We start from the raw sequence: 23,931 nt of genomic DNA, 5'->3' as shown, positions 1-23,931 counted from the left end.
CTTTATAAGTTATCAAATTTATAAGTTATTAGATTCTTCTTTATAAGAGAAATTGTTTGACCTATTATTGTTCAATATAGATTATTAAATGAAAGGTCAAACAAGCCAGTTTATAACAATTAAGAGACCACTATGACCAGAATTGAAAGTACCTTTGAAACCTTAAAATCACAAAATAAAAAAGCCTTGATTCCTTATGTAATGGCAGGCGATCCTAATCCGACCACTACTGTAGGCCTGTTGCACGACTTAGTGAAACACGGCGCCGATATGATCGAAGTCGGTCTGCCATTCTCTGACCCAATGGCAGATGGTCCAACCGTAGCATTGGCTGGTGAGCGTGCATTAGCAGCAGGTACGAGTACTCGTGATGCATTAAAGATGGTTGCAGAGTTTCGTCAAACAGATACGCAAACGCCAATTATCCTAATGGGTTATCTAAATCCTGTTGAAATTATTGGCTATGACAATTTTGTCGCGCTATGCGAGCAGTCAGGCGTTGATGGTTTATTGATGGTAGATCTGCCACCAGCAGAAGCGGGCAGCTTCACTCAGCATTTGACCGATCATTCGATGAATGAGATTTTCTTGCTATCGCCAACCACCTTACCTGAGCGCCGTGAGCAAGTATTGACTCATTGTGGCGGCTATATTTATTATGTATCACTAAAAGGTGTGACTGGTTCAGCCACGCTAGATACTGACGATGTAGCGACCCAAGTACAAGCAATCAAAGCAGAAACAGACCTGCCAGTATGCGTCGGCTTTGGTATCCGTGATGGTGCTTCTGCAAAAGCGATCGGTACTCATGCAGATGGCGTTATCGTCGGTAGTGCATTGGTACAGAATTTTGCCGATATTGATGCCAACGATGCCGCTGCGGTTGCAAATGCACAGCAGAACATCATGGCAAAAATGGATGAGCTACGTGCAGCATTAGACAGTTTAAGTGCTTGATAGCTATTGCTTCCATATTATTGTTACTTGAAGAGATAGTTATTTGAAGAAATAGTTATTTGAAACGGCAAAGTCAAATCGAAGCTATTGTTTACCTAAAAACTTTACTTAAATGCTTTACGTGAAGACAATACTAAATGGCTTTGCTAAAATTAGTTTACGAGTGTAAACTAACATCACTATTATATGGTGTCTGATAGCAGTAATTTATTCGTCATTTTGATTGGCAAATACATTATCTATCAACAAGCGCATAATCAAATTACCGACATACGGGATTTATTTATCAGTATGTCGCATGATTGCTCATGTTATGACGGTATTAGACGCTTTGTTTAGACAACCATTAAACTCTCAATGACAAGCGAATGAGCAAACTTGTCAATAAGCCTTTTATGATGGCAAATAATATGACTGATACAATAACAAAACCCGATAACAATACTGCTAAAGCCGCGCCAAACAGCAATACGGATAGGCAGTCATGGTTTAACCGTCCTATCCCAGGTATCAAACAGCATTTGACTGCGCCACTGTCTGCGGTAGAGACTGAACCGTCAACTAAGTGTAGCAATTGTCACTCGATGATTACCAACACAGCGCTGATTTTTAACTGTTATGTGTGCCCGCATTGCGATCATCATTTACCGATGAGTGCTCGTGAGCGTTTAAACTGGTTACTTGATCAAGTAGACGGCGAGACAGGACAAGAGTTTACGGCGAAAGATCCATTGAGCTTTGTGGATAGTAAGCCATATCCTGCGCGTATGAGTGAAGCACAAGAAAAAACAGGTGAGACTGAGGCGTTGGTTGCTATGTATGGCAAACTGCGTAACCTTGATATCGTCGCCTGTGCTTTTGACTTCCGTTTTATGGGTGGGTCAATGGGTTCAGTCGTTGGCGATCGTTTCGTTCAAGCAGCTGAAAAAGCGCTAGAGCAAAAAGTACCTTTGGTTTGCTTTGCTGCCTCTGGTGGTGCACGTATGCAAGAAGGCCTACTGTCATTGATGCAAATGGCACGCACGGCAGCAGCGATTGAGCGTCTAAGAATCGCTGGGATTCCTTACATTGTGGTATTGACCAATCCGGTATACGGCGGCGTAACTGCATCACTGGCGATGCTGGGTGATATTCATCTAGCAGAACCAAAAGCGATGATCGGTTTCGCTGGTAAGCGCGTGATTGAGCAGACTGTACGTGAGACGCTAGAAGAGCCATTCCAGCGCGCTGAGTTCTTATTAGAGCATGGTGTGGTGGATGAAGTAGTACATCGTCATCAGCTAATCGATACGATTTATCGTCTACTTGCAAAACTATGCCGCGTACCAAATGTAGATGCTCAGTAAAATGAGATGCTCGATAAGGTGACTCAGTATAATGAATCATTTATTGAGTGCATAATGACTTAGCTGCGTGCTAACATCTACTGCATATGCAAGACCCCTAATAGCATTTATCGTCATTGCACGGTAAGTGCTATTTTTGGTTTTAGCTAACACATATATTTTTATCTCTTATTAAATTTTATATAGGTTCTATTCATGTCTGACCTTTTAGCATCTGACCTTCGCAGCCCTAATGCCCATAGTCCTAATGAAAGTGCTAGCCTAACTGAATGGCTCGATTATATGCAGCAGATTCATGTGTCTGCAATCGATATGGGATTGTCACGTGTATTGCCTGTTGCAGAAGCATTAGGCGTGGTGCAGTCAGCTAAAGATGACGCTTATGTATTTACTGTGGCAGGTACCAATGGCAAAGGCTCTACAACTGCTGTCATCGCCGAAATGTGTAAAGCCGCAGGTTATAAGACGGCACTATATCAGTCGCCACATCTGAGCGTTTTCAACGAGCGTGTGCGTATCAATGGCGAGATGGTCAGCGACCAGACGCTGATTGAGGCCTTTAGCAAAGTAGAGGCGGCACGCTTACAATGCGAGTTGACGTTGTCGTTCTTTGAGATGACCACACTAGCAGCGCTATTGATATTCGCTGAGGCAGATTGTGACGTGTGGGTATTAGAAGTAGGATTGGGTGGACGCCTAGATGTGGTCAATATTATTGATCCTGACATGGCGGTCATTACCAATATCGGTATCGATCATGTTGACTGGTTGGGTGACAATGTTGAGGATATTGGCCGCGAAAAAGCAGGTATCTTGCGCAACGGCATTCCTCTGATTTACGGTGCTACTGAGATGCCATCCAGCGTGCAACAAGCCATCGATACTCAGCAGGCAACTTGCTATCAGATAGGACAAGATTTTAGCTACCGCGATATTGATGCAACGACTTGGCAGTACAGTAATGCAGCGGTTACCTTGCAATTACCACGTCCTGCGCTATCGTTAACTAACACGGCCAATGCACTATCAGCAGTATTAGCAAGTCCATTAGATATTGATATCAATGCCATTGAGCAAGCGCTACAAACTGTCAAACTGGCAGGTCGTTTCGATTATCGTGAGAGCCATAGTCGCCATTGGTTATTTGATGTGGCGCATAATGAGCAAGGCGTTGAGTTCTTATTAGCGCAGCTATTACCGTTTTGGCAGCAGCATGTAGCCAAGCAAAGTAATCAAGATAGCTCAGCGAATATCCCTACACCAAAGATAAAAATGCTATTTTCTATGTTAGGTGATAAGGATATTGATAAAGTTGTGCAGCGCTTAACCCAAGCAGGTTTACCGGTTAGTGATTGGTTTATCGCTGAGATTGATTACCCTCGTGCCGCGACTACTGAGCAGCTGCAAGATGTCTTGGTTAAATATATCGATAGCACCAATATATATGAGTTCGATGGTTTGCATACAGCGACCCATGCAGTGATAGAGGCGAGCCAACCGCAAGACCTTATCGTCGTATGTGGCTCGTTTCATACGATTGGGGAAGCGTTAAGTGCCCTTAGCGTATGATAATTTAAGTTAAAGTAGTGCCTGTTTAATGTTAATCTTAGTCATAGCCTGATAGCAGACAGCATGAAAAATATGCTTTATAATCAAAATGATTTGCCAGACCAGTAGAAGATGGGCGGTATAAATTTTGAACCCTGATGGCATTAACTGACAGTAACTGGCGGTAAGAGATCATGATTAAAGCGATTGGATATACTGCTTTGAGATAGTCGCTGCACCGCTCAATCAACCTTATTACCAACTAAGAGACGTAAACGGATGAACTTTTCGAGACAAGCCTTATTGGGCATTGGGATGATTATCGGCGGTAGCGTGATGCTATACGCCATGGTGCAACAGATTGGCGATAGCGATCAACCGGAGCCGATGTCAGCGATGGTCGACAAATTAAGCTCGGAGCAAGAGTCTCCGCAGCCGCTCACAACTGATATCGAAACGGAAAAACGTATCCTTGCGCAAAAGCAAAAAGAGCGTGCAGCCCGCGTTGCAGAGCAAGAAAAACGTGCAAAAGAGTTTCTGACAGAGCAGGAAGTTGCTGAAGCAGAAGCATTGGCTAAGGCACGTGCTGAGAGCCAACAATATGTCGATAATAGTGCGCCAGCTACTGATGAAACCAGCAGTACCGAGTCTACAAAAGACGTTACTACAGATCTAACGGTTCAGCCTCGTACGGAGAGTCAGTCTACTACTGATACTACCAAGTCTAGCGAAGCCGAGAAGCAAAAAGCGGCTCAAGAGCAACAAGAAGCTCAAAGGCAAGCGGCTATCAAAGAGCAAGCGGCTGCCAAAAAACTTGCCGAGAGTAAAAAACAAGCGGAGGCAGAGAGACTAGCCGAAGCAAAAAAGCAGGCTGAAGCCCAAGCAGCGGCTGAGAGAAAAAGAGAAGCAGCGGAAGCGGCTAAAAACGAGCCACCAAAATCGCCTTCTGAATACCAAATCAAGAAAGGTGATGGACTTATCAAACTGGCAAGACAATACAACATGCCTGTAGAAGTATTGGCTCAAGCCAACAACCTATCACCATCGGCAGCGCTACAATTGGGTCAGAGCATCACCATCCCATCGAGCAAACAGGTACAACGTTTAGAGCGTGAAGCGGCGGCCGCTGAGCAAGCGCGTGAGAAGAAGCGCCAGCAAGAAGAAGCGCTGGCGAAGAAATCTGCCGATGCAAAACGTGAAGCGCAGCAAAAACTGAGTGAAGCGCGTAAAGAAGTCAAAGAAACAGACGCTAAGGGTAGCTTTGGGGTGCAAGTAGCTCTAGCAAATGACCAAGCCAAAGCGGATGAGTTAGCGAAAAAGTTCCGAGCAGCAGGTTATCAAGTCAAGACCAGTGCCACTAGTCGTGGAGTGCGTGTCGTGGTTGGGCCTGAACGCGGCAAAGTCGCAGCATTGGCACTAAAAGATAAAATCAATAGTGACCCTAAAGTAAATACGACCAGCGCTTGGGTGCTTTACTGGCGTTAAGCTAGAGCTTTGCTAACGGTCTGGATTCGGCTTTTAACTACTTTATATAAAAACACGACAAATACTGTCGTGTTTTTTGTTTTATAGATTGCTGATTAGCGCAGCCTTAGTTAAGATGAGCGCCATTTTTATAATCCGTTGTTGTATAACCTGTCAGCCTATATAGGTTGCCTTGTCGTGGTCGGCGCATTATTCATTGCTATCAATAATGACAAGTAGCCCATCACTCTCATATTGTATAAGGTAGAACCATGTCATTTGGTGTTATATTTTTAATATTGGCCGTTGGGTTTTTGGGGCTGATTACGTTACCGAAGCTGCTACCAACACTACTGACGAAGCGCCCTGTCGTTGAGCCAGATCCAAAACCTGTGCGCGGTGATGAGTTGGCTATTTGGCCATTTGCGCCGATGCCAATCATGACCGATACGGAAGTGATATTTTTTAATAAGTTAAAAAATGCGCTGCCGGAGTATCACATATTTGTCCAAGTACAGCTGTCACGGATCATTGAGGCTAATAGTAGCGAGACATCAGAGCGTAGCTTTTGGTTCAATCGTATTTGCCGTCAGAGTGTTGACTACGTGATTGTGGATGTCGATGCTCAGACTACCTTGGTGGCTATCGAGCTTGATGACTGGACACATAGTAGCAAAGCCCGCCAAAAAGCGGATGACAAAAAAGATAAGGCGCTTGCCAGTGCAGGTATTGCGATGGTGCGCTTCCACGCTGAGCGTATGCCGAGTGCCGACATGCTTAGATATGAGCTAATGCAAGTGATTGAGAGTTATTAAACATTCTGTGAAAGCTGTCCAATTGTTAAGACCAGAATATTATCTAAGCAGTTTCATCTTAAAACTTTAGGTTAGCTAAATTTATTCATCGAGTTGGTCTGACTGCCTTGGATAAATGACGATTGGTCGATTACCTTCAAAATATAAACCTGTTTTAGGTAGCTCGCTATCTGACCAAACTATCGGCAGCTGGAGACTATCATAAGCATTTCGCTCATCATAAAAGTCGCGCTTGGTGAACCATTCAATATAATGCGCGGCTCGCAAAGCGGTAATGTCAATCGTTGCAAGACCTGCCATGTCCCTCTTATCACACCACTCATGTATTGGAAAACTCGGCGTTAGCCAGTATGGCCAATCATAATCACCGCAATCAGCTGTGTTGATCGGTAAAAAGAATCGCCCTTTGATCACGCCATAACGTTTATCAATTTTTACCTGTCCATGATTTTCTGTATCTACCCACACCGCTCGAAACTGCTTGGTTTGCATGTGCGTCATTTTACGCTGTAGATTATCATTGGAATTGATTCCAACCCAGTTCACAGGTTCAAAAGGTGCTGACCCCATAAAAAACTTAATGGCTAGCTCCCAATGTTCAACCAGCTGTTCTGCATGGTTATACAAAATTAAATCAAGCTCACCAGTCGTCTGCTTACCATTATAGAGCTGCACATTGCTAGCCAGTGTCTCATACGAATGCAGCTTGCGCGCAAACCCATCGTCTAACCAAAATGACAGTAAGCCTTCAAAATGAAAACCTAGACGATTGGGGCTAGGGCGTTTGAGCAAATAGCGAGTCAGCTCTTGATAGGCGGCAGTGGTGTCTAGCTCTGTTAATCGTCGCTCATACGCCTCAAACTGCGTCTGCCAAAATTGTGCGCTATGCACGGCAACCGTATGTGTATTCTGGTGCGGCGCAAAGTCTAGCCATTGTGTTAAAACATTGGGGCATGCCAGTACATAAGCTAAATCGCGCACATAGGGTCGGCGGTAATGTTCCCAAGGAGCGTCATTCATGAGGCAGTTAGATGTAGGCTGATTGACAGGCTCGGACATAGGATAAACCAGTGTAAAGGTGTAGCATTTACCCTAACGGCTCGCTCTATAAAAGTCTATAGATGACAAGTATCCGCTAGGGTAGTGCTCGGTTTTTTGGCTTTAAAACAGGATATTAATGTGATGAATATGAATGTTGATATCAGGCGGTGATAGCAGGTAGGGTAATAGAATGCTAACTACCGCTTTAAGTAGAGAGAGTTGCCATTTAGACTGATATTGAGATGGCTTTTGTTTTGGCTTAGTTGGGATATGATTTCTCTGTTTCATGTGTCTAGCTCCATAATTTACCGTAACTTGATTGCTGCGGCTGGTATGGATTTATTCTATGAAATATGGTTAATCAAGAAAATTCCCTTAACCTATGTTTATATAGATTAAGCTAGGTTGAGGTAAATTTAATTCATGACTTTGGTCTGCCTGCTTCACTAGCATAGCTAGGTGATACTTCTTTGATCCAAGGTCTTAGATTATCTATATGGTTAGGCAGCTCTTCAGAAAGATTGTACTCTATTAGCTTAGCCCATACTATATTGCACATCTCACCAATTTTTATTTTATTTTCAGTGTCTTGCCCCACTGTTTTTCTGCTACATGCTTTGCGATTTCTTTTGCTAAAGTCTTCTTATGGCTTACACCTTTTCTAGATACGAACTTACCTTTGCTTTCAATAGGTTTATTATTCAGACTTTCTTCTTCAAGGCTTAACAAATCATTATGCAAAATTATTATATCGCTTAGTTTAATATTAAATTCAACGAAGGAGAAATCAGCTCTTTTGTTAAACGAACATGAAAAAGGTGATTTTTTAGCAAACTTAGCTAAATCTTTGTCATTGACAGAGTCAATAGTAAAGTTTATATAACTAATGTCGGTTAGTTGGTAGCTTTTATCTTCTACGGTTATCTGCCACTCTGCAAGTTGTCGTGGCCTATACGGATCATCATTATAATTAGGTCTTTGAATGAAGCCTTCCATTCCAAATAAAAATATTTTATCGTCAGGATTATTACTCAAGGTCATATTAGATACAGTTTCCTTGCTTACTCTAAACAAAAAAGAACCCATATATAAATCATCTATAATTCTATTAGACACAAATGTTTCTAATTTCTGCAAAGTATCAACAATAGGCTTTAACTGTTTTTCAGACAAATCATAAATATTTGGATACGTAGGAAATACGTTTGAGTTATAAAATTCTATTTTTGCGCGTAATGAATTATTAGGAGAGCTATCCATGCGAAAGTGAATGAACGTATTGATATCCCTGCTAGATATTTTTTTCAATAATTTTTTCTGAGTGATATTATGAATCTTATATTTTCTGTTTAAGTAGTCACAAGCTTCTTGCAAGCTATAATATTCTGCCGTATCAAAGCTTAACGCTATATTGTTATCGTTCACAATTCAGACCTTAATATTCTTAAATCAAAATAAATAAGAAGCTAAGAAAGTACAGGAGTGCGAATAGCTTCACCTTACCCAATCAACCTTAAGCCTGCTCAAACTTTATTATCTCTTCCTTAAATACATCATACAGTTACCTATCAAATTTAGCACAAAAAAAAGCCAACCATTGAAAACAATGATTGGCTTTTCTTATTACTGCTATGTTTGGTCGGAACGGCAGGATTTGAACCTGCGACCACTACACCCCCAGTGTAGTGCGCTACCAGACTGCGCTACGCCCCGAGTGACTGACTATTTTACGCAAAATTATGTATATTGCAAGGGCTATTTATAGCAGCCAAAATCTACAATATTATTCTGCCTAGCATAGTCAGTATAATCGCTTAGCAGCTAATGTTAACCCAATAATTCTTTTAGAATTTGGTTCACTTGCTGTGGGTTAGCACTACCGCGACTGGCTTTCATGACCTGACCGACCAGACCGTTAAAGGCTTTTTCTTTACCGCCGCGATATTCTTCGACCATCGCTTCATTTTTTGCGATGACTTCTTCGACCATCGCTTTGATAGCCCCAGTATCAGTTTCTTGCTTAAGGCCTTTGTCTTTGATGATTTTATCTGCTGCATCATCGCCATCGCCGCCTTCGCGCTCATATAGAGCACTAAAGACTTTCTTGGCCAGTTTGCCAGATAGCGTGTCATCTTTGATACGCTTAAGCATGCCAGCCAATTGTTTGGCGCTGATAGGGGAGTCGATGATGTCGGTGTCATCTTTGTTCAGGGCGCCAAGCAAGTCGCCCATGACCCAGTTGCCAGCCATTTTGGCATCTTGCTGTCCGATTTCCGCTACCACATCTTCGAAATAGTCAGCAATTTTACGACTACCAGTTAAGATACGAGCGTCATATTCTGACAGACCAAGCGCTTCTTCAAAGCGTGCACGACGAGCAACTGGTAGCTCTGGCATCGCTGCTTTGATCGCATCAACCGTATGCTGCTCGATACGGACAGGCAGCAAGTCAGGATCAGGGAAGTAGCGATAGTCGTTGGCGTCTTCTTTGGTACGCATGGTACGCGTTTCATCACGCTCTGGATCATATAGCATCGTTGCTTGTACGACTCTGCCGCCATCTTCTAAGATATCAATTTGACGCTCGATTTCACGATTTATGGCACGTTCGATAAAGCGGAACGAGTTTAGGTTTTTTAGTTCAGTACGTGTACCAAGGTCAGCGCCTGGCTTGCGCACAGAGACGTTACAGTCACAGCGGAATGAGCCTTCGGCCATTACTGCGTCTGAGATACCTAGCCACGTGACTAGCTGATGGATGGCTTTGATGTAGGCAAGTGCTTCGTGAGCAGAGCGCATATCTGGCTCAGAGACGATTTCAATCAATGGCGTACCAGCACGGTTCAAATCCACACCCGTCATACCATCGACTGCGTCATGGACAGATTTACCCGCATCTTCTTCTAGATGTGCGCGGGTGATACCCATACGTTTAGGATATTCGTTCTTTTCGCCTTCATTGACTACGACATCGATATAGCCTTCACCCACGATAGGATTGGCCATCTGGGTGATTTGATAGCCTTTAGGCAAATCAGGGTAAAAGTAGTTTTTACGGTCAAATGTATTAAACAGACCCAGCTCAGCATTGACACCGATACCGAATTTTAATGCGCGATCGACCACACCAGCATTTAGCACTGGTAATACGCCAGGCAAACCCAAATCGACGATGCTAGCTTGGCTGTTTGGCTCATGACCAAAGTCAGTCGGCGCACTTGAGAAGATCTTACTTTCCGTATTTAGCTGGCAGTGAATCTCGATACCGATGACCACTTCATAGCCATCGACGAATAGCTCTTTACGCACGGCGTGTTCACGGACGGCATTGTTATCAGTAGTAGCTGTACTCATTATACCGTCTCCTTTGCGATGGTAGAGTGTTGTAGGTGATGATCAGTATGCTGCTGGAACAGGTGCGCAGTCGTGAGCAGTTGACTCTCTTGCCAGTGCTTACCGATTAATTGCAAGCCAATAGGTAGGCCTTCTGTCGTCAAACCAACTGGCTGACTGAGTGCAGGTAGACCTGCCAAGTTGACCGCGATGGTATAAACGTCACCTAAATACATCGTTGCAGGATCTAGGTCTTCACTGAGCCTATAGGCAGCCGTTGGTGCAGTTGGGCTAGCAATCACATCACAGCTAGCAAAGGCTTCGTCGAAGTCTTTGACGATTAAGCGGCGAATCTTCTGTGCTTTAGTATAGTAAGCATCGAAGTAACCAGCCGATAGCGCATACGTCCCTGTCAAGATACGGCGCTGTACTTCAGGGCCAAAGCCTTCAGAGCGTGAACGTGTGTATAGATCAATAAGATCCGTTGGGTTTTCACAGCGATAGCCGAAACGTACGCCATCAAAGCGTGATAGGTTCGATGACGCTTCAGCAGGCGCTAGCATATAGTAAGTGGCAAGCGTGATTTCAGGGTCAGTGATGTTCACTTCTACAATCGTTGCGCCTAGCTCTTCGTATTTTTTTAACGCGGCACGTGCTGCTTGCTCGACTTCGCTATCAAGCCCTGTGCCAAAGTATTCTTTTGCCACACCAATACGAAGATCTTTAAATGGCTTATCACCAGCAGCAGCTTCTGCATCATTGATGTCTTGTACATAGTCAGGCATCTCGTACTTGATAGAAGTTGCATCGCGTGGATCGTGACCAATCATTGGTTGAAGCAGATAGGCGCAATCTTTAGCGCTGCGTCCCATGCTACCTGCTTGGTCTAGACTTGAAGCGTAGGCAATCATACCAAAGCGTGACACACGGCCGTAAGTAGGTTTGATACCTGTTAGACCACAGAATGAAGCGGGCTGACGAATGGAGCCACCCGTATCACTACCGGTAGCAACAGGGACAAAACCAGCGGCAACAGCAGCAGCACTACCACCTGATGAGCCACCAGGGACGCGCTCTAGGTTCCAAGGGTTCTGTACCGTACCGTAGTAAGAGCTACTGTTGTCTGAGCCCATCGCAAACTCATCCATATTGAGCTTACCTAAGCTAATCATGCCAGCTTTGTCGATGTTAGAGACGATGGTCGCGTCATATGGTGAGACAAAGTTATGCAGCATCTTTGAGCCACAAGTGGTCAGTACGCCTTGGGTACAAAAGATGTCTTTGTGCGCCATTGGTACACCAAGTAGCGGACGCTGATCGCCCTGAGCACGCATCTCGTCTGCCGCTTTCGCTTGTGCGCGTGCTGTCTCAGAAGTATGAGTGATAAAGCTGTTAATCTTGCTGTCTAGCGCATCGATACGCTTAATGTAATGCTCGGTTAATTCTGCGCTGCTAAATTGTTTGTTTTGCAAGCCAGTAATGAGCTGCTCGGTACTTAATAAATGAAGTTCAGACATAAGGTGTCGTCCGTCAAAATGTTAATAGCATAAAATAAAATAGGATAATGGCAAATGCGTGATTGTATTATTCAGCCACTATTATTCAATCACCTGAGGCACTAGATATAAGCCTTCTTCTACGGCAGGTGCGACTGACTGATTGCGCTCACGATTGATGTCGTGTTTTGCTACATCAGCACGCAGCTCTTGGCAAGCTTCATGGATATTGGCTAGTGGCTTGATGTCTGTGGTATCAACGTTAGATAGCGTATTCATCAGTTTTAATACTTTACTGATATCATCAGCATAGCTATCGGCTGTACTTTCATCGACACCTAAGCGGGCAAGGTTGGCAACTTCTAGGATTTCTTCACGGCTGACGTTGCTGTCAGACGTTGCTGGCTGCTGAGACATAGTTTCTCCAGTTAAGGACAGTTTTTGTTAGAGTAGTTGATTACGAAAACGAAAATACGTAAGCGCTAAAATAGAAACAATTAAAATATAAACAAATAGTAAGTGGGCTTATTATAAAGCATCTGACTCAAGTTTACAGAGCATGACGCTTGATTGATGCACAATCTTAACCAAGAGACTGAATTGATAAAGACGTAATATTAAATAAGATATGGTGCTAGCCAAGCTATAATGCCAATTAAGACACAATGATTTACAGAGAATTGCAAAACTGACCCCCTAATTCATCATTGTTCCTCAATTGCTCTCCAATTAGCTTCTAAAATACGTTACAGTATGCATCTGCTATTAAGCAAAACATTCATCTGCCTGTAGAGCCTTGTTAGTTATCAGATTAAATGATGTTTCATTGAGTTGAATGATATTCACTACTATTTCAAACTTTGTAACAACTTTTGGCGTCTAAGACAAAAATCCTTACTTACTGATGCAAATATCTATGTTTTTTTTGAGCTAAATCGGTATAATTTAGCTCAGTTTTTTCATTTCATCATTATTGTTTGTATTTTGACTTGTTGGGATGATTAACTGTTGCCACAAGTAATGTTTAACGACGACCTGCTCAACACTGACGAGTAACACCTCAGTCAATCTCATTCGCCTCATTCGTAAGACGCTGGATATATTAGTCATGAACCTGTTTGGATTTTTATCAAATAATATCGCTATCGACCTCGGTACTGCGAACACCCTAATTTTTATTCCTAATAAAGGCGTCGTGCTTGACGAGCCTACGGTGGTCGCGTTACGAAGCAATCGTACTCAAAACCCGACCGTCGCCGCTGTTGGTATCGATGCCAAGCAGATGCTAGGTCGTACGCCTGCGAACATTACAGCGATTCGCCCGTTAAAAGACGGTGTGATTGCTGATTTTGAAGTGACGCAAAAAATGCTTAAGCACTTTATCGCTAAAGTAAAAGCCAAGCGTTTTATGGCACAGCCTAACGTCGTGGTCTGTGTACCATGTAAGTCTACTCTAGTTGAGCGTAAGGCGATTCGTGAGGCAGTGTCATCAGCAGGCGCGAGCAAAGTACTATTGCTAGAAGAGCCGATGGCTGCGGCTATCGGTGCTGGTATGCCAGTTCATGAAGCCAGTGGTTCTATGGTGGTAGATATCGGTGGTGGTACAACTGAGATTGCTGTTATCGCACTGTCTGGTTGCGTATATGCTGAGTCGATTCGTATCGGTGGCGATATGTTTGATGAAGCGATCATCACTCATGTACGTCGTACGCATGGTTGTGTCATCGGTGAGACGACTGCTGAGCGCATCAAAAAAGAAGTCGGTTCTGCATTGAATGAAGACAGCCAACTAGAAGTAGAAGTTCGTGGTCGTAGCATGGCAGAAGGTGTGCCAAAGACCTTTACTGTTAATTCAGAAGAAGTACAAAAAGCGTTGACTGATCCATTGAGCGGTATTGTTAGCGCTGTAAAAGTAGCACTTGAGCAGACTCCGCCAGAGTTGTCATCTGACATCGCTGAGCGTGGTATTGTATTGACAGGTGGCGGCGCACTATTACGTGACTTAGACAAACTTATCTCACAAGAGACCGGTTTGCCAGTGACGGTAGCAGAAGACCCACTAACCTGCGTTAGCCGTGGTGGTGGTATCGCGCTTGATTTCATCAATAACAAAAGTTTAAACATGATTTTTGTTTAAGTCATCTCTATCATTAATTGCTATATAGTCTTGGCAATATATGATGATTTATGTAAATGATGAAATTATAAATATAGTCGGTTTAATAGAATTTGGATACAAGAAAGCCGAGCGAAAGCACTACACATAGTAGGCTGAACGTGACTGACACCGTACCCAATTTATAGAAAATTGACTATATATAAAATTAAAGGTAGCCGATTGTGCTACCTTTAATTGCATTCATTTGTGCTAGAACCCAATATCCTCGATAAACACTCATGCTATAAATAAGTGCTATTGTTCATTTTAGAATCCTTAAATCAGACGACTTATGACTCCAAGTATTTTTGCTCGCCAGCCGTTATCACTTCGTAAGACTGTTATTGTATTGATAGCAGCCTTGATTTTGATGTGGTTTGATAGCAAAAACTCTGATTGGTTTAAGCCTGTACGTAGCACCAGTCATGCTGCCATGCAGCCAATCTATGAGCTGTCTCTACTGCCAAGCTATGCCAAGCATTGGGCTGGTGGTAGTCTGCAATCAAAAGAAGCACTGCGTCGCGAAAACATGCAGCTAAAGTCGCAATTGATACACGCGCATGCCAAGCTACAACAGCAAGATTATATTTTGGCGCAGAACGCACGCCTGCAAGGTATCTTATCTACCACCAAGCCTGAGCAGTTTGATCTTAATTTGGCGCAAGTCATCGGTACAGATACCAATTTGCTCAGACAGATTGTGGTGCTTAACAAAGGTGAGCAAGATGGCGTACAAGTTGGGCAAACGGTCATCGATGAAGACGGCGTATTAGGACAGATTATCAATGTCTATCCGAATACTAGCCGTCTGTTGTTGATTACAGATGAGCAGCAGTCAGTTGCGGTTACTGTCAAGCGTACTGGTCAGCGTGCTATCGTTACAGGCCAAGGTATTCCATCTTCATTAAGTCTTAATTACGTCTTTAAGACGTCAGATGTGCGAGTAGGTGATGAGCTAGTGTCGTCAGGACTGGGCGGACGTATTCCGGCAGGCTATCGAGTAGGGCGTATCGCGCATGTCAAAGACGAGCAAACCGACAACTTTAGAACGATCGAAGTTACTCCAGCGGCTAATTTTATCGATAATGCTTATGTACTAATACTTCAAGACAAGCTGCTAAACGAGAACAATGCTGCCGCTAGTGCTCCATAGATAACGACGTAAGCCACAGTATTAACGTTTTAAAGCTGTTTACTTATGGTATTCACCTTGCCAATATCCAATCAACAATATAACCGCAACCATCAAACACTCGCTAAGGTAAGTACCCATGTCGTATCCTGATTCTGAGAATGCCACGGTACTATTGATAGTTGTGATTGTTCTAAGTTTCATCGCTGCATCCTCACTCAATGTCTATCCATTAAGCCCAAGTATGGCAACACTGCGTCCCATGGTCATGATCATGGTGCTGATCTATTGGTTGCTGTTTCAGCCGCGCTATGTGGGTATCTTTACTGCATTTACCATCGGGCTTATTGCAGATTTGCTGATGGACACCCATTTAGGTCAGCAAGCCTTTGCTGCTGTCGTGGTGGCACTAGTGATCAAAATTACTAGTATCTATGTTAGACAATTAAATACCATCAGCGCATGGTTGATAGCCAGTTTAGGATTAATTGTTTTCCAGCTAAATTTATGGATGCTGCAGATGTTTATCCAAAATACCTTTATCGCAAAATCTGCTTTGTCGCTTATGATGAGTATTATCAGCTGGCCACTTGTCTTACTGGCTCTACGCAAGTTTGCGCGTTAATGAGTCATCAGTTATCAAGATTACTTTGTTTAACAGCTTAGCTTGCTCGGCCCACAATACTGTATGACCACCCACATCATAAATTTATAAATGAAGAGAATATCGATGGATATCGTTTTGGCATCTGGCTCTCCGCGTCGTCGTGAGCTACTAGAAAGAGCGCAACTAGACTTTACTATCTTAAGTGTAGATATTGATGAGACGCCGTTAGATAATGAGTCGCCGACAGACTATATCGAACGCATGGTCGCAACCAAAGCCGATGCCGCGATACAACAGTTAAGCGACACATCTCAAGCAAATCACGATAGCCTCACATCACCATTTATTATTTTGACTTCTGATACAATTGGCGTGCTGTCGGATGGTAAGACAGTCTTGGTCAAGCCCGTCGATCGCGAGCACGCATATAGTATGTGGCAGTGTATGTCTGATAGCGTCCACGAAGTATGGACTGCCGTTCAAGCGACTCAAGTACAGCTATTGCCTAAAGCAAAACCAAGCCCATCAGAACCTACACATTCATTGCAAATTATTAATCAGCAGCGAATCACTGAGCGTACGGAAGTGACTTTTATACCACTGACGACACAGATGATGAGCAACTATTGGGATAGTGGAGAGCCAGCTGATAAAGCAGGTGGGTACGGCATTCAAGGACTGGGTGCTGCCTGGGTCAGTCGTATCAACGGCAGCTACACCAATGTTGTTGGTCTGCCACTGGCACAAACACTGGCACTAATCAAAGAAATGACAGAAGGCAGTATGGACACAGTCAACCCGTTATAATGGGATATGCACATAATGACACGGTAGGGTAATGGGCAAGAGCAAGCCGCATTTGTTACACTGTCAATCTAATAGGCGATGACCGTCTAATAAGAAAGCTGAGAGATAAGAGAAAAAACTATGTCCGAAGAGCTGCTGATTAATATTAGTCCAATGGAATCCCGTGTTGCGGTTTTAGACAATGGTATTTTGGGCGAGATTTATATTGAACGACATCACAAACTGGGATTGGTCGGCAATATCTATCTGGGGACGGTCGTACGTGTCCTTCCTGGTATGCAGGCAGCCTTCGTAGATATTGGTCAATCGCGGACCGCATTTCTACATGTCAACGATATGCAGCGTGAACCACGTCCTGTTGCAGAAAAAAACAAAGCGGCTAAGGCCACTAAGCACGAGATAAATGAGGACGATGCGACTACCAACGCTTCTGCTGATAGCTTGGCTGTGACACCGCCTATTGTCAGTGCGCAAAGTACAGAGATCGTACCAGCGTCTAAAACATTGATTCAGCATCGTCTGCATGAAAGTCAGCGTATTTTGGTACAGGTAACCAAAGACCAGTTAGGAAGTAAAGGTGCTCGTCTAACGACCAACATCTCACTACCATCACGTTATCTAGTATATTTGCCATCGAGTGATCATATTGGCATATCGCAGCGTATCGATGGTGAAGAAGAGCGTAGCCGATTAAAGACCGAACTTAGCAGCCTAATGCAGACGGTCAATCTAAAAGGTGGACTGATTGCCCGTACCGCTGCTGAGCGCGTTCCTGTCGATAAGCTAGAAGAAGACATCTATTATCTATTGCAGCTGTGGCGTACTATCTGTGCTCGTCGCCAAGAGATTAATCATCATCAGAGCTCAGAGCTGATCTATCAAGAACTGTCATTACCATTACGTTCTATCCGTGATTTGGTTCACGCTGATACTGAAAAAGTCATTATTGATAATACACAGATTTATGAGCAAGTCAGATACTTTGCCAAAGAGTTTGTTCCCTTCGTCTATGATCGTATTGTGCACTACACCGCTGAGCAGTCGCTATTTGATGTACACCGTGTCGAGGACGACTTGCGTGATGCATTAAAACGCCGTGTCGATCTAAAGTCTGGCGGTTATCTGATTATTGATCAGACGGAAGCAATGACCACGATTGATGTTAACACAGGCTCTTTTGTGGGTGGTCGCTCATTAGAGGATACAGTTTATAAGACTAATTTAGAAGCCACACATGCTATCGCTCGTCAGCTACGACTACGTAATCTAGGTGGCATTATCATTCTAGATTTTATCGATATGCTTGAGCAACAGCATAAAGATGACGTGCTTGAGAGCTTACAGGCGCAGCTTACCCAAGATTATGCAAAAACTAAAATTACGCAGGTTAGTGAGCTTGGCCTAGTAGAGATGACACGTAAGCGCACGCGTGAATCATTGGGTCAACAGCTTTGTGAGCCGTGTTCGACTTGTCAAGGTCGAGGGTTTGTCAAAACCGCAGAGACCGTTTGCTTTGAGATCTTCCGTGAAATCATGCGCTGCGCCCGTACTTATAATTCTCCCAAAAAGTTCACAGTGGTGGCTCATGCAGCAGTCATTGATTTACTACTCACAACAGAGTCAGACACAGTGGCTGATTTAGAGTATCTACTAGGTAGAGTGATTACTTTTGATGTAGAGAATCTATATACTCAAGAGCAGTATGACATTGTTTTAGATTAATATTATTCAAAATAAATAATAATTTTAGATGAAAGTATTTGTGTGATTAGTGGTCAGTCTAAGAAAGAGCATCTCTAATGATACTAGAGATTGCTCTTGCAATACCTAAAATACTATGTATAATATACACCACTGAATTATATATGCGCAGCTGAATAAAAAAAGCTGGCGCTATGACAGCTAGAGCATCGTTTCTAGCACTATTTCATTATGCCTTTGCTACTTTCCATTTAATAGGAGGGTTGGCGGGGCTTTAAACTATTTTGCTTTTGGCACGCTATAAGTTCGGATAAAGAACTCATTCTGGTTAAGAACAGAAGGCCGCTTTAAGTGAATATTTAACCAAACTGCTTTTGATCATGGTCTTGCGACGCAAGAATGACAAAGGCACATATTAGGAGCTTGCTGGCATGGCTAACCAGAGAATCCGTATCCGTCTTAAGTCTTTTGATCATCGTCTGATTGATCAATCTGCACAAGAGATTGTTGATACTGCAAAGCGCACCGGTGCGCAAGTTTGTGGTCCTGTACCGTTGCCGACTCGCATTGAGCGCTTCAACGTTCTAACCTCACCACACGTTAACAAAGACGCTCGTGACCAGTACGAAATCCGTACTCATAAGCGTATGGTTGATATCGTTCAGCCAACTGACAAAACTGTGGATGCGCTAATGAAATTAGATTTAGCGGCGGGTGTTGACGTTCAAATTGCTTTGGGTTAATGCACATTAAACACCCAACCCATTAATATAAGATATAAAGAGGTCTAAAATGGCGATCGGTTTAGTCGGTAAAAAGTGCGGCATGACCCGTGTCTTCACTGAAACAGGCGCATCTATCCCTGTAACAGTTGTTGAGGTCGATGCAAACCGCATTACTCAAGTAAAAAATACTGATGTAGATGGTTATCAAGCCATCCAAATTACCACAGGTACTCGTCGTGACAGCCGCGTAACAGCTGCACAGAAGGGTCACTTCGCTAAAGCTGGTGTTAAAGCTGGCCGTGGTGTTTGGGAATTCCGTGCCAACGAAAGCGATCTTGAAGGTCGTGAGATTGGTGGCGAGATTCTAGCTGACTTGTTCGAACAAGGTCAGATGGTTGATGTGACAGGACAGAGCAAAGGTAAAGGTTTCCAAGGCCCTGTTAAGCGTCACAACTTTAGTATGCAAGATGCTACTCATGGTAACTCAGTGTCTCATCGTGCGCATGGTTCAACTGGTCAAAACCAGTCACCAGGTAAAGTATTCAAAGGCAAGAAGATGGCGGGTCAGATGGGTAACAAACGTGTTACCGTTCAGGGCCTAGAAGTGATTTCGGTTGATGCCGAAAAAGGGTTACTTGTCATCAAGGGTGCTATCCCAGGTGCCACCGGTGGCGATGTTATCGTACGTCCGTCAGTCAAAGCCTAAGCAAGGGGATTAACGTGGATTTAAAAACAGTTACAGGTGCGGCGGTTGAGCTTTCTGATACGGCATTTGGTCGTGAATTCAACGAAGCACTAGTGCATCAAGTCGTCACCGCTTATTTAGCTGGTGCTCGCCAAGGTACACGCGCACAAAAAACACGTGCCGAAGTTTCTGGCGGTGGTATTAAGCCATGGCGCCAAAAAGGTACTGGTCGCGCTCGTGCGGGTTCTATTCGTAGCCCAATCTGGCGTTCAGGTGGTCGTGCATTCGCTGCAAAACCACAAGATTGGTCACAGAAAGTAAACCGTAAAATGTATCGCGGTGCGATGCAGTGCATCCTAGCAGAATTGATTCGTCAAGAGCGTCTGATTTTGGTAGAAGAGTTGAGCGTTTCTGGGCCGAAAACCAAAGAACTGATTGCTAAGTTAAACGATTTGAATGCACCTCGTGCACTAATCGTTACTAAAGAAGTTGATGAAAACTTATACTTAGCTGCTCGCAACATTCCACACGTCAATGTACTTGGTACAAATGAAGTGGACCCAGTGAGCTTGATCGCATTTGATAAAGTGATCATGTCAGTTGAAGCTGCGAAACAATTTGAGGAAGCACTAGCATGAATAACGCAAGACTTTATCAGGTCTTAAGAGGGCCTGTATTCTCAGAAAAATCTCAAATGCTTGGCGACTCACTTGGTGTGCAGGTATTTAAAATTGATTCTAATGCTACTAAGCTTGAAGTCAAGAAAGCAGTTGAGTTGATGTTTGAAGGTGTTGAAGTTACTAAAGTAAACACTTTGAATGTTAAAGGTAAGACAAAGCGTTTTGGTAAAAGCATCGGCCGTCGTAACGACTACAAAAAAGCCTATGTTACCTTAAAAGCTGGTCAAGATGTACAAATGGCTGATGCTGGTGAAGAAGTAGCGAATACTACTGATTCTACTAGTGAAACAGCGAATAACGAATAAGGATTACACTCATGCCTATCGTAAGAGCAAAGCCAACATCACCAGGCCGTCGTTTTGTTGAAAAAGTAGTGCATCCACACCTGTACAAAGGTCGTCCGTTTGCAGCACTTCTAGAATCAAAAAGCAAGTCAGGTGGTCGTAACAATAATGGCCGCATTACTACTCGTCACATTGGCGGTGGTCATAAGCAACATTATCGCATTATCGATTTCAAACGTACTAAAGACAATATCCCAGCAACGGTAGAGCGTATCGAATACGATCCTAACCGTACTGCTCATATTGCTCTACTTAAGTATGCTGATGGCGAACGTCGTTACATTATCGCTGCTAAGAAACAAGTAGTTGGTGATACAGTAATGTCAGGCGAGACTTCTCCAATTCGTCCAGGTAACTGCTTACCGCTAAAAAACATCCCATTGGGTACTGTGATTCACAATATCGAGCTTAAAATCGGTAAAGGTGCACAGATGGCTCGTTCTGCGGGTGCTAGCGTTCAGTTACTAGGTCGTGACGGTGTTTATGCTATTCTACGTATGCGTTCTGGCGAAACTCGCCGTGTACACGTAAATTGCCGCGCTGTTATTGGTGAAGTTTCTAACACTGAAAACAACTTGAAATCACTTGGTAAAGCCGGTGCTTCACGTTGGCGTGGTGTTCGTCCTTCTGTTCGTGGTGTCGCTATGAACCCGGTTGATCACCCACACGGTGGTGGTGAAGGTCGTAACAAAGGTCGCCATCCAACCAGCCCTTGGGGTCAGAAGTCTAAAGGACTTAAAACGCGTCACAATAAGCGTACTGACAACATGATCATCCGCCGTCGCGCCAAGAAGAAATAAAGGAAGAATTTCATGCCTCGTTCATTGAAAAAAGGTCCATTCATAGACGCGCACTTGTTTGCTAAAGTTGAGAATGCATTAGACACCAACTCACGCAAGCCAATTAAGACTTGGTCGCGCCGCTCGATGATTCTGCCACAAATGGTTGGCCTAACTTTATCTGTTCACAACGGCCGTACTCATGTACCGGTTATCGTGAGCGAGCAGATGGTTGGTCATAAACTAGGTGAATTTGCCCCGACTCGTACGTATCGTGGTCACGGCATTGACAAAAAAGCTAAGAGATAAGGTGCTTACCATGGAAGTAACTGCAAAATTACGCGGTGCCGCCATATCGGCACAAAAAGTTAGACTCGTTGCTGATGAAGTTCGTGGCAAATCTATTGAGCGTGCTTTGGATATCCTAACGTATAGCAATAAAAAAGGCGCTGTGTTTGTTAAGAAATGCCTTAACTCAGCCATCGCCAATGCCGAACATAATCACGGCTTAGATATTGACGACCTAAAAGTCGCTACTATCTATGTTGATGAAGGCATTACGCTAAAACGTATCCTACCACGTGCCAAAGGCCGTGCTGATCGTATCAGCAAGCGTACTTGTCACATCACTATAAAGGTAGGAGAATAAGTTATGGGTCAAAAAGTACATCCAATCGGAATTCGTCTTGGTGTTGTAAAAAAGCATAATGCAAACTGGTATGCTAACCCTAAACAATACTCAGAATACCTAATCAACGACATTCAAGTTCGTGAATATCTACGCAAAAAGCTAGACAACGCTATGATCAGCAACATCATGATCGAGCGTCCTACTGGCGCTGCTAAGATTACCATCGCCACTGCGCGTCCTGGTATTGTTATCGGTAAGAAAGGCGAAGATATCGAAAGACTTCAAAAAGAATTGACCAAAATTATGGGCGTACCTGCTCAGGTCAACATTGAAGAAATCACGTCACCTGACCTTGATGCACGTTTGGTAGCAGACGGCATCGGTAGCCAGCTTGAGCGTCGTGTTATGTTCCGTCGTGCGATGAAACGCGCAGTACAGAACAGCATGCGTTCTGGTGCTAAAGGTATCAAGGTTGAGCTGTCTGGCCGTCTAGGCGGTGCTGAGATTGCTCGTAGTGAATGGTACCGTGAAGGTCGTGTGCCATTGCATACACTCCGTGCTGATATTGACTACTCGTCAATTCGTGCAGAGACAACTTACGGCACCATCGGTGTTAAAGTTTGGATTTTCCGTGGCGAAATCCTTGACGGTATGAACAGTGTATATAATCCCGTCAAAGAAGAGCAGACTCGTGCGCCAAAACGCCGTGGTCGTGGAAACCGTCGAAACTCAGACAGAGGTTAAACTATGTTACAGCCAAAACGTACCAAGTTTCGTAAAATGCATAAAGGTCGTAACACTGGGCTAGCTCATCGTGGAAGCACCGTTGCATTCGGACAAATTGGTCTAAAATCATTGACGCGTGGTCGTATGACAGCTCGTCAAATCGAAGCAGCACGTCGTACCATCACTCGTAAAATTAAGCGTGGCGGTAAGATTTGGATTCGTGTATTCCCTGACAAACCAATTACTAACAAACCATTAGAAGTACGTATGGGTAAAGGTAAAGGTCCAGTAGAATATTGGGTATGCGAAATCAAACCTGGTAAAGTGCTATATGAAATTGAAGGGGTATCTGAAGAGCTTGCTCGTGATGCATTAACGCTCGCTGCAGCAAAATTGCCCTTTAAAACTACCATTGTTAAGCGGACGATAATGTAATGAAGATCAGTGAATTACGTGATAAATCATTAGAAGAACTGACCCAGTTACTTGATGAAAAGCAACTTGATGCTTTCCGTATTCGTATGGCTAAAGCAACTGGTCAGTTGGGTAATACCCATGAAGTTAGAGCCAATCGTCGCACGATTGCCCAGCTTCAGACTTTGATTAACGAGAAACAACGAGGCGACTCATGAGCGATAACAATCAAACAGCTACCAATGCTAGCGTATTGACAGGACGAGTTGTCAGCGACAAGATGGACAAGTCCATCACAGTTTTGATTGAGCGTCTGGTTCGTCATCCTTTGTATGGCAAGCAGCTTCGTCGTTCTACGAAAATCAAAGCTCATGATGAGAATAACGTTTGCCAACAAGGCGACCTTGTCCGCATCAAAGAAACGCGTCCAATCTCAAAAACTAAGTCTTGGACTTTAGTTGATGTGGTTGAAAAAGTAGAAAAAATCTAAGTAAATTGCATTAAAAGCCAGAAGCTGTTAAAATAGCCGCCTTTTTAAGGAT

27 protein-coding genes and 1 tRNA gene are annotated in these 23,931 nt (G+C 43.7%); 21 read left to right on the top strand and 7 right to left on the bottom strand.

Going from position 1 to position 23,931, the window contains the following annotated elements; all coding sequences use genetic code 11:
- The first annotated feature begins 132 nt into the window (after window positions 1-132).
- The 5 genes from trpA to ACQKCP_RS11460 all read left to right on the top strand — a co-directional run bounded on the left by trpA (window position 133) and on the right by ACQKCP_RS11460 (window position 6,130).
- Window positions 133-957 carry a tryptophan synthase subunit alpha gene (trpA, locus tag ACQKCP_RS11480; protein WP_427612396.1) on the top strand — a complete coding sequence of 275 codons (825 nt, stop codon included), beginning with the start codon at window positions 133-135 and terminating at the stop codon, window positions 955-957.
- 398 nt (window positions 958-1,355) lie between these two features.
- Window positions 1,356-2,303 carry an acetyl-CoA carboxylase, carboxyltransferase subunit beta gene (gene accD, locus ACQKCP_RS11475; protein ID WP_201556172.1) on the top strand — a complete coding sequence of 316 codons (948 nt, stop codon included), beginning with the start codon at window positions 1,356-1,358 and terminating at the stop codon, window positions 2,301-2,303.
- Window positions 2,304-2,498: 195 nt separating this feature from the next.
- Entirely contained in the window at window positions 2,499-3,872 is a 1,374-nt protein-coding gene (folC, locus tag ACQKCP_RS11470; protein WP_427612394.1) for a bifunctional tetrahydrofolate synthase/dihydrofolate synthase, read from the top strand.
- 258 nt (window positions 3,873-4,130) lie between these two features.
- Window positions 4,131-5,336: an SPOR and LysM peptidoglycan-binding domain-containing protein gene (locus tag ACQKCP_RS11465; protein ID WP_427612393.1), complete on the top strand. Its 1,206-nt coding sequence runs from the start codon at window positions 4,131-4,133 to the stop codon at window positions 5,334-5,336.
- Between the two features lie 251 nt (window positions 5,337-5,587).
- Window positions 5,588-6,130, top strand: coding sequence for a DUF2726 domain-containing protein (locus ACQKCP_RS11460; protein WP_057758628.1), 543 nt, complete (start codon window positions 5,588-5,590; stop codon window positions 6,128-6,130).
- 81 nt (window positions 6,131-6,211) lie between these two features.
- On the opposite strand, the gene ACQKCP_RS11455 is transcribed toward ACQKCP_RS11460, so the two are convergent.
- The 7 genes from ACQKCP_RS11455 to gatC form a co-directional block, all read right to left on the bottom strand.
- A complete protein-coding gene (locus tag ACQKCP_RS11455; protein ID WP_427612392.1) occupies window positions 6,212-7,189 on the bottom strand; it encodes a DUF1853 family protein in 978 nt (325 codons plus the stop codon).
- A 102-nt stretch (window positions 7,190-7,291) separates the two neighbouring features.
- Window positions 7,292-7,459 (bottom strand): hypothetical protein, encoded by a 168-nt coding sequence (locus ACQKCP_RS11450; RefSeq protein ID WP_427612391.1) that lies wholly within the window; start codon window positions 7,457-7,459, stop codon window positions 7,292-7,294.
- A gap of 282 nt (window positions 7,460-7,741) precedes the next feature.
- Entirely contained in the window at window positions 7,742-8,596 is an 855-nt protein-coding gene (locus ACQKCP_RS11445) for a hypothetical protein (protein ID WP_427612390.1), read from the bottom strand.
- A 211-nt stretch (window positions 8,597-8,807) separates the two neighbouring features.
- Window positions 8,808-8,884: transfer RNA gene (locus ACQKCP_RS11440), tRNA-Pro, on the bottom strand.
- Between the two features lie 114 nt (window positions 8,885-8,998).
- On the bottom strand, window positions 8,999-10,525 hold the full coding sequence (gene gatB / locus ACQKCP_RS11435; RefSeq protein ID WP_427612389.1) for an Asp-tRNA(Asn)/Glu-tRNA(Gln) amidotransferase subunit GatB: 1,527 nt from the start codon (window positions 10,523-10,525) through the stop codon (window positions 8,999-9,001).
- Complete coding sequence (gene gatA, locus ACQKCP_RS11430) at window positions 10,525-12,021, bottom strand: Asp-tRNA(Asn)/Glu-tRNA(Gln) amidotransferase subunit GatA (protein WP_427612388.1); 1,497 nt, start codon at window positions 12,019-12,021, stop codon at window positions 10,525-10,527. The genes gatB and gatA overlap by 1 nt, the downstream gene beginning before the upstream one ends.
- A gap of 81 nt (window positions 12,022-12,102) precedes the next feature.
- A complete protein-coding gene (gene gatC, locus ACQKCP_RS11425) occupies window positions 12,103-12,417 on the bottom strand; it encodes an Asp-tRNA(Asn)/Glu-tRNA(Gln) amidotransferase subunit GatC (protein WP_057758683.1) in 315 nt (104 codons plus the stop codon).
- A gap of 682 nt (window positions 12,418-13,099) precedes the next feature.
- On the opposite strand from gatC, the gene ACQKCP_RS11420 reads away from it, so the two are divergent.
- The 16 genes from ACQKCP_RS11420 to rpsQ all read left to right on the top strand — a co-directional run bounded on the left by ACQKCP_RS11420 (window position 13,100) and on the right by rpsQ (window position 23,879).
- A complete protein-coding gene (locus ACQKCP_RS11420) occupies window positions 13,100-14,137 on the top strand; it encodes a rod shape-determining protein (protein WP_057758685.1) in 1,038 nt (345 codons plus the stop codon).
- 313 nt (window positions 14,138-14,450) lie between these two features.
- Entirely contained in the window at window positions 14,451-15,311 is an 861-nt protein-coding gene (gene mreC, locus ACQKCP_RS11415; RefSeq protein ID WP_102092406.1) for a rod shape-determining protein MreC, read from the top strand.
- A 118-nt stretch (window positions 15,312-15,429) separates the two neighbouring features.
- Window positions 15,430-15,915 carry a rod shape-determining protein MreD gene (gene mreD, locus ACQKCP_RS11410; protein WP_427612387.1) on the top strand — a complete coding sequence of 162 codons (486 nt, stop codon included), beginning with the start codon at window positions 15,430-15,432 and terminating at the stop codon, window positions 15,913-15,915.
- Between the two features lie 105 nt (window positions 15,916-16,020).
- On the top strand, window positions 16,021-16,704 hold the full coding sequence (locus tag ACQKCP_RS11405) for a Maf family protein (RefSeq protein ID WP_427612386.1): 684 nt from the start codon (window positions 16,021-16,023) through the stop codon (window positions 16,702-16,704).
- Between the two features lie 120 nt (window positions 16,705-16,824).
- Window positions 16,825-18,426: an Rne/Rng family ribonuclease gene (locus ACQKCP_RS11400; RefSeq protein ID WP_102092408.1), complete on the top strand. Its 1,602-nt coding sequence runs from the start codon at window positions 16,825-16,827 to the stop codon at window positions 18,424-18,426.
- Between the two features lie 410 nt (window positions 18,427-18,836).
- Window positions 18,837-19,148: a 30S ribosomal protein S10 gene (rpsJ, locus tag ACQKCP_RS11395; RefSeq protein ID WP_010196670.1), complete on the top strand. Its 312-nt coding sequence runs from the start codon at window positions 18,837-18,839 to the stop codon at window positions 19,146-19,148.
- A gap of 49 nt (window positions 19,149-19,197) precedes the next feature.
- Window positions 19,198-19,836: a 50S ribosomal protein L3 gene (gene rplC, locus ACQKCP_RS11390; protein ID WP_057758696.1), complete on the top strand. Its 639-nt coding sequence runs from the start codon at window positions 19,198-19,200 to the stop codon at window positions 19,834-19,836.
- Window positions 19,837-19,850: 14 nt separating this feature from the next.
- A complete protein-coding gene (rplD, locus tag ACQKCP_RS11385) occupies window positions 19,851-20,453 on the top strand; it encodes a 50S ribosomal protein L4 (protein ID WP_057758698.1) in 603 nt (200 codons plus the stop codon).
- On the top strand, window positions 20,450-20,800 hold the full coding sequence (gene rplW, locus ACQKCP_RS11380) for a 50S ribosomal protein L23 (RefSeq protein ID WP_057758700.1): 351 nt from the start codon (window positions 20,450-20,452) through the stop codon (window positions 20,798-20,800). Before rplD ends, rplW begins: the two co-directional genes overlap by 4 nt.
- Window positions 20,801-20,811: 11 nt before the next feature.
- Window positions 20,812-21,639, top strand: a complete 828-nt coding sequence (gene rplB / locus ACQKCP_RS11375) for a 50S ribosomal protein L2 (RefSeq protein ID WP_057758702.1) — start codon at window positions 20,812-20,814, stop codon at window positions 21,637-21,639.
- Window positions 21,640-21,651: 12 nt separating this feature from the next.
- Window positions 21,652-21,927: a 30S ribosomal protein S19 gene (gene rpsS / locus ACQKCP_RS11370; RefSeq protein ID WP_010196682.1), complete on the top strand. Its 276-nt coding sequence runs from the start codon at window positions 21,652-21,654 to the stop codon at window positions 21,925-21,927.
- Window positions 21,928-21,937: 10 nt separating this feature from the next.
- Window positions 21,938-22,267 (top strand): 50S ribosomal protein L22, encoded by a 330-nt coding sequence (rplV, locus tag ACQKCP_RS11365; protein WP_021813373.1) that lies wholly within the window; start codon window positions 21,938-21,940, stop codon window positions 22,265-22,267.
- A 3-nt stretch (window positions 22,268-22,270) separates the two neighbouring features.
- Window positions 22,271-22,993 carry a 30S ribosomal protein S3 gene (gene rpsC, locus ACQKCP_RS11360; RefSeq protein WP_057758704.1) on the top strand — a complete coding sequence of 241 codons (723 nt, stop codon included), beginning with the start codon at window positions 22,271-22,273 and terminating at the stop codon, window positions 22,991-22,993.
- Window positions 22,994-22,996: 3 nt separating this feature from the next.
- Window positions 22,997-23,410: a 50S ribosomal protein L16 gene (gene rplP, locus ACQKCP_RS11355; protein WP_025644399.1), complete on the top strand. Its 414-nt coding sequence runs from the start codon at window positions 22,997-22,999 to the stop codon at window positions 23,408-23,410.
- Window positions 23,410-23,607, top strand: coding sequence for a 50S ribosomal protein L29 (gene rpmC / locus ACQKCP_RS11350; RefSeq protein ID WP_025644397.1), 198 nt, complete (start codon window positions 23,410-23,412; stop codon window positions 23,605-23,607). The genes rplP and rpmC overlap by 1 nt, the downstream gene beginning before the upstream one ends.
- Window positions 23,604-23,879, top strand: a complete 276-nt coding sequence (gene rpsQ / locus ACQKCP_RS11345; protein ID WP_021813375.1) for a 30S ribosomal protein S17 — start codon at window positions 23,604-23,606, stop codon at window positions 23,877-23,879. Before rpmC ends, rpsQ begins: the two co-directional genes overlap by 4 nt.
- Window positions 23,880-23,931: the final 52 nt, after the last annotated feature.

The organism is Psychrobacter sp. NPDC078631, assembly GCF_050268165.1.
Lineage (GTDB): Bacteria > Pseudomonadota > Gammaproteobacteria > Pseudomonadales > Moraxellaceae > Psychrobacter.
The sequence above is the reverse complement of the archived record's forward strand: the minus strand, read 5'-3'. Positions and strand labels throughout refer to the sequence as shown.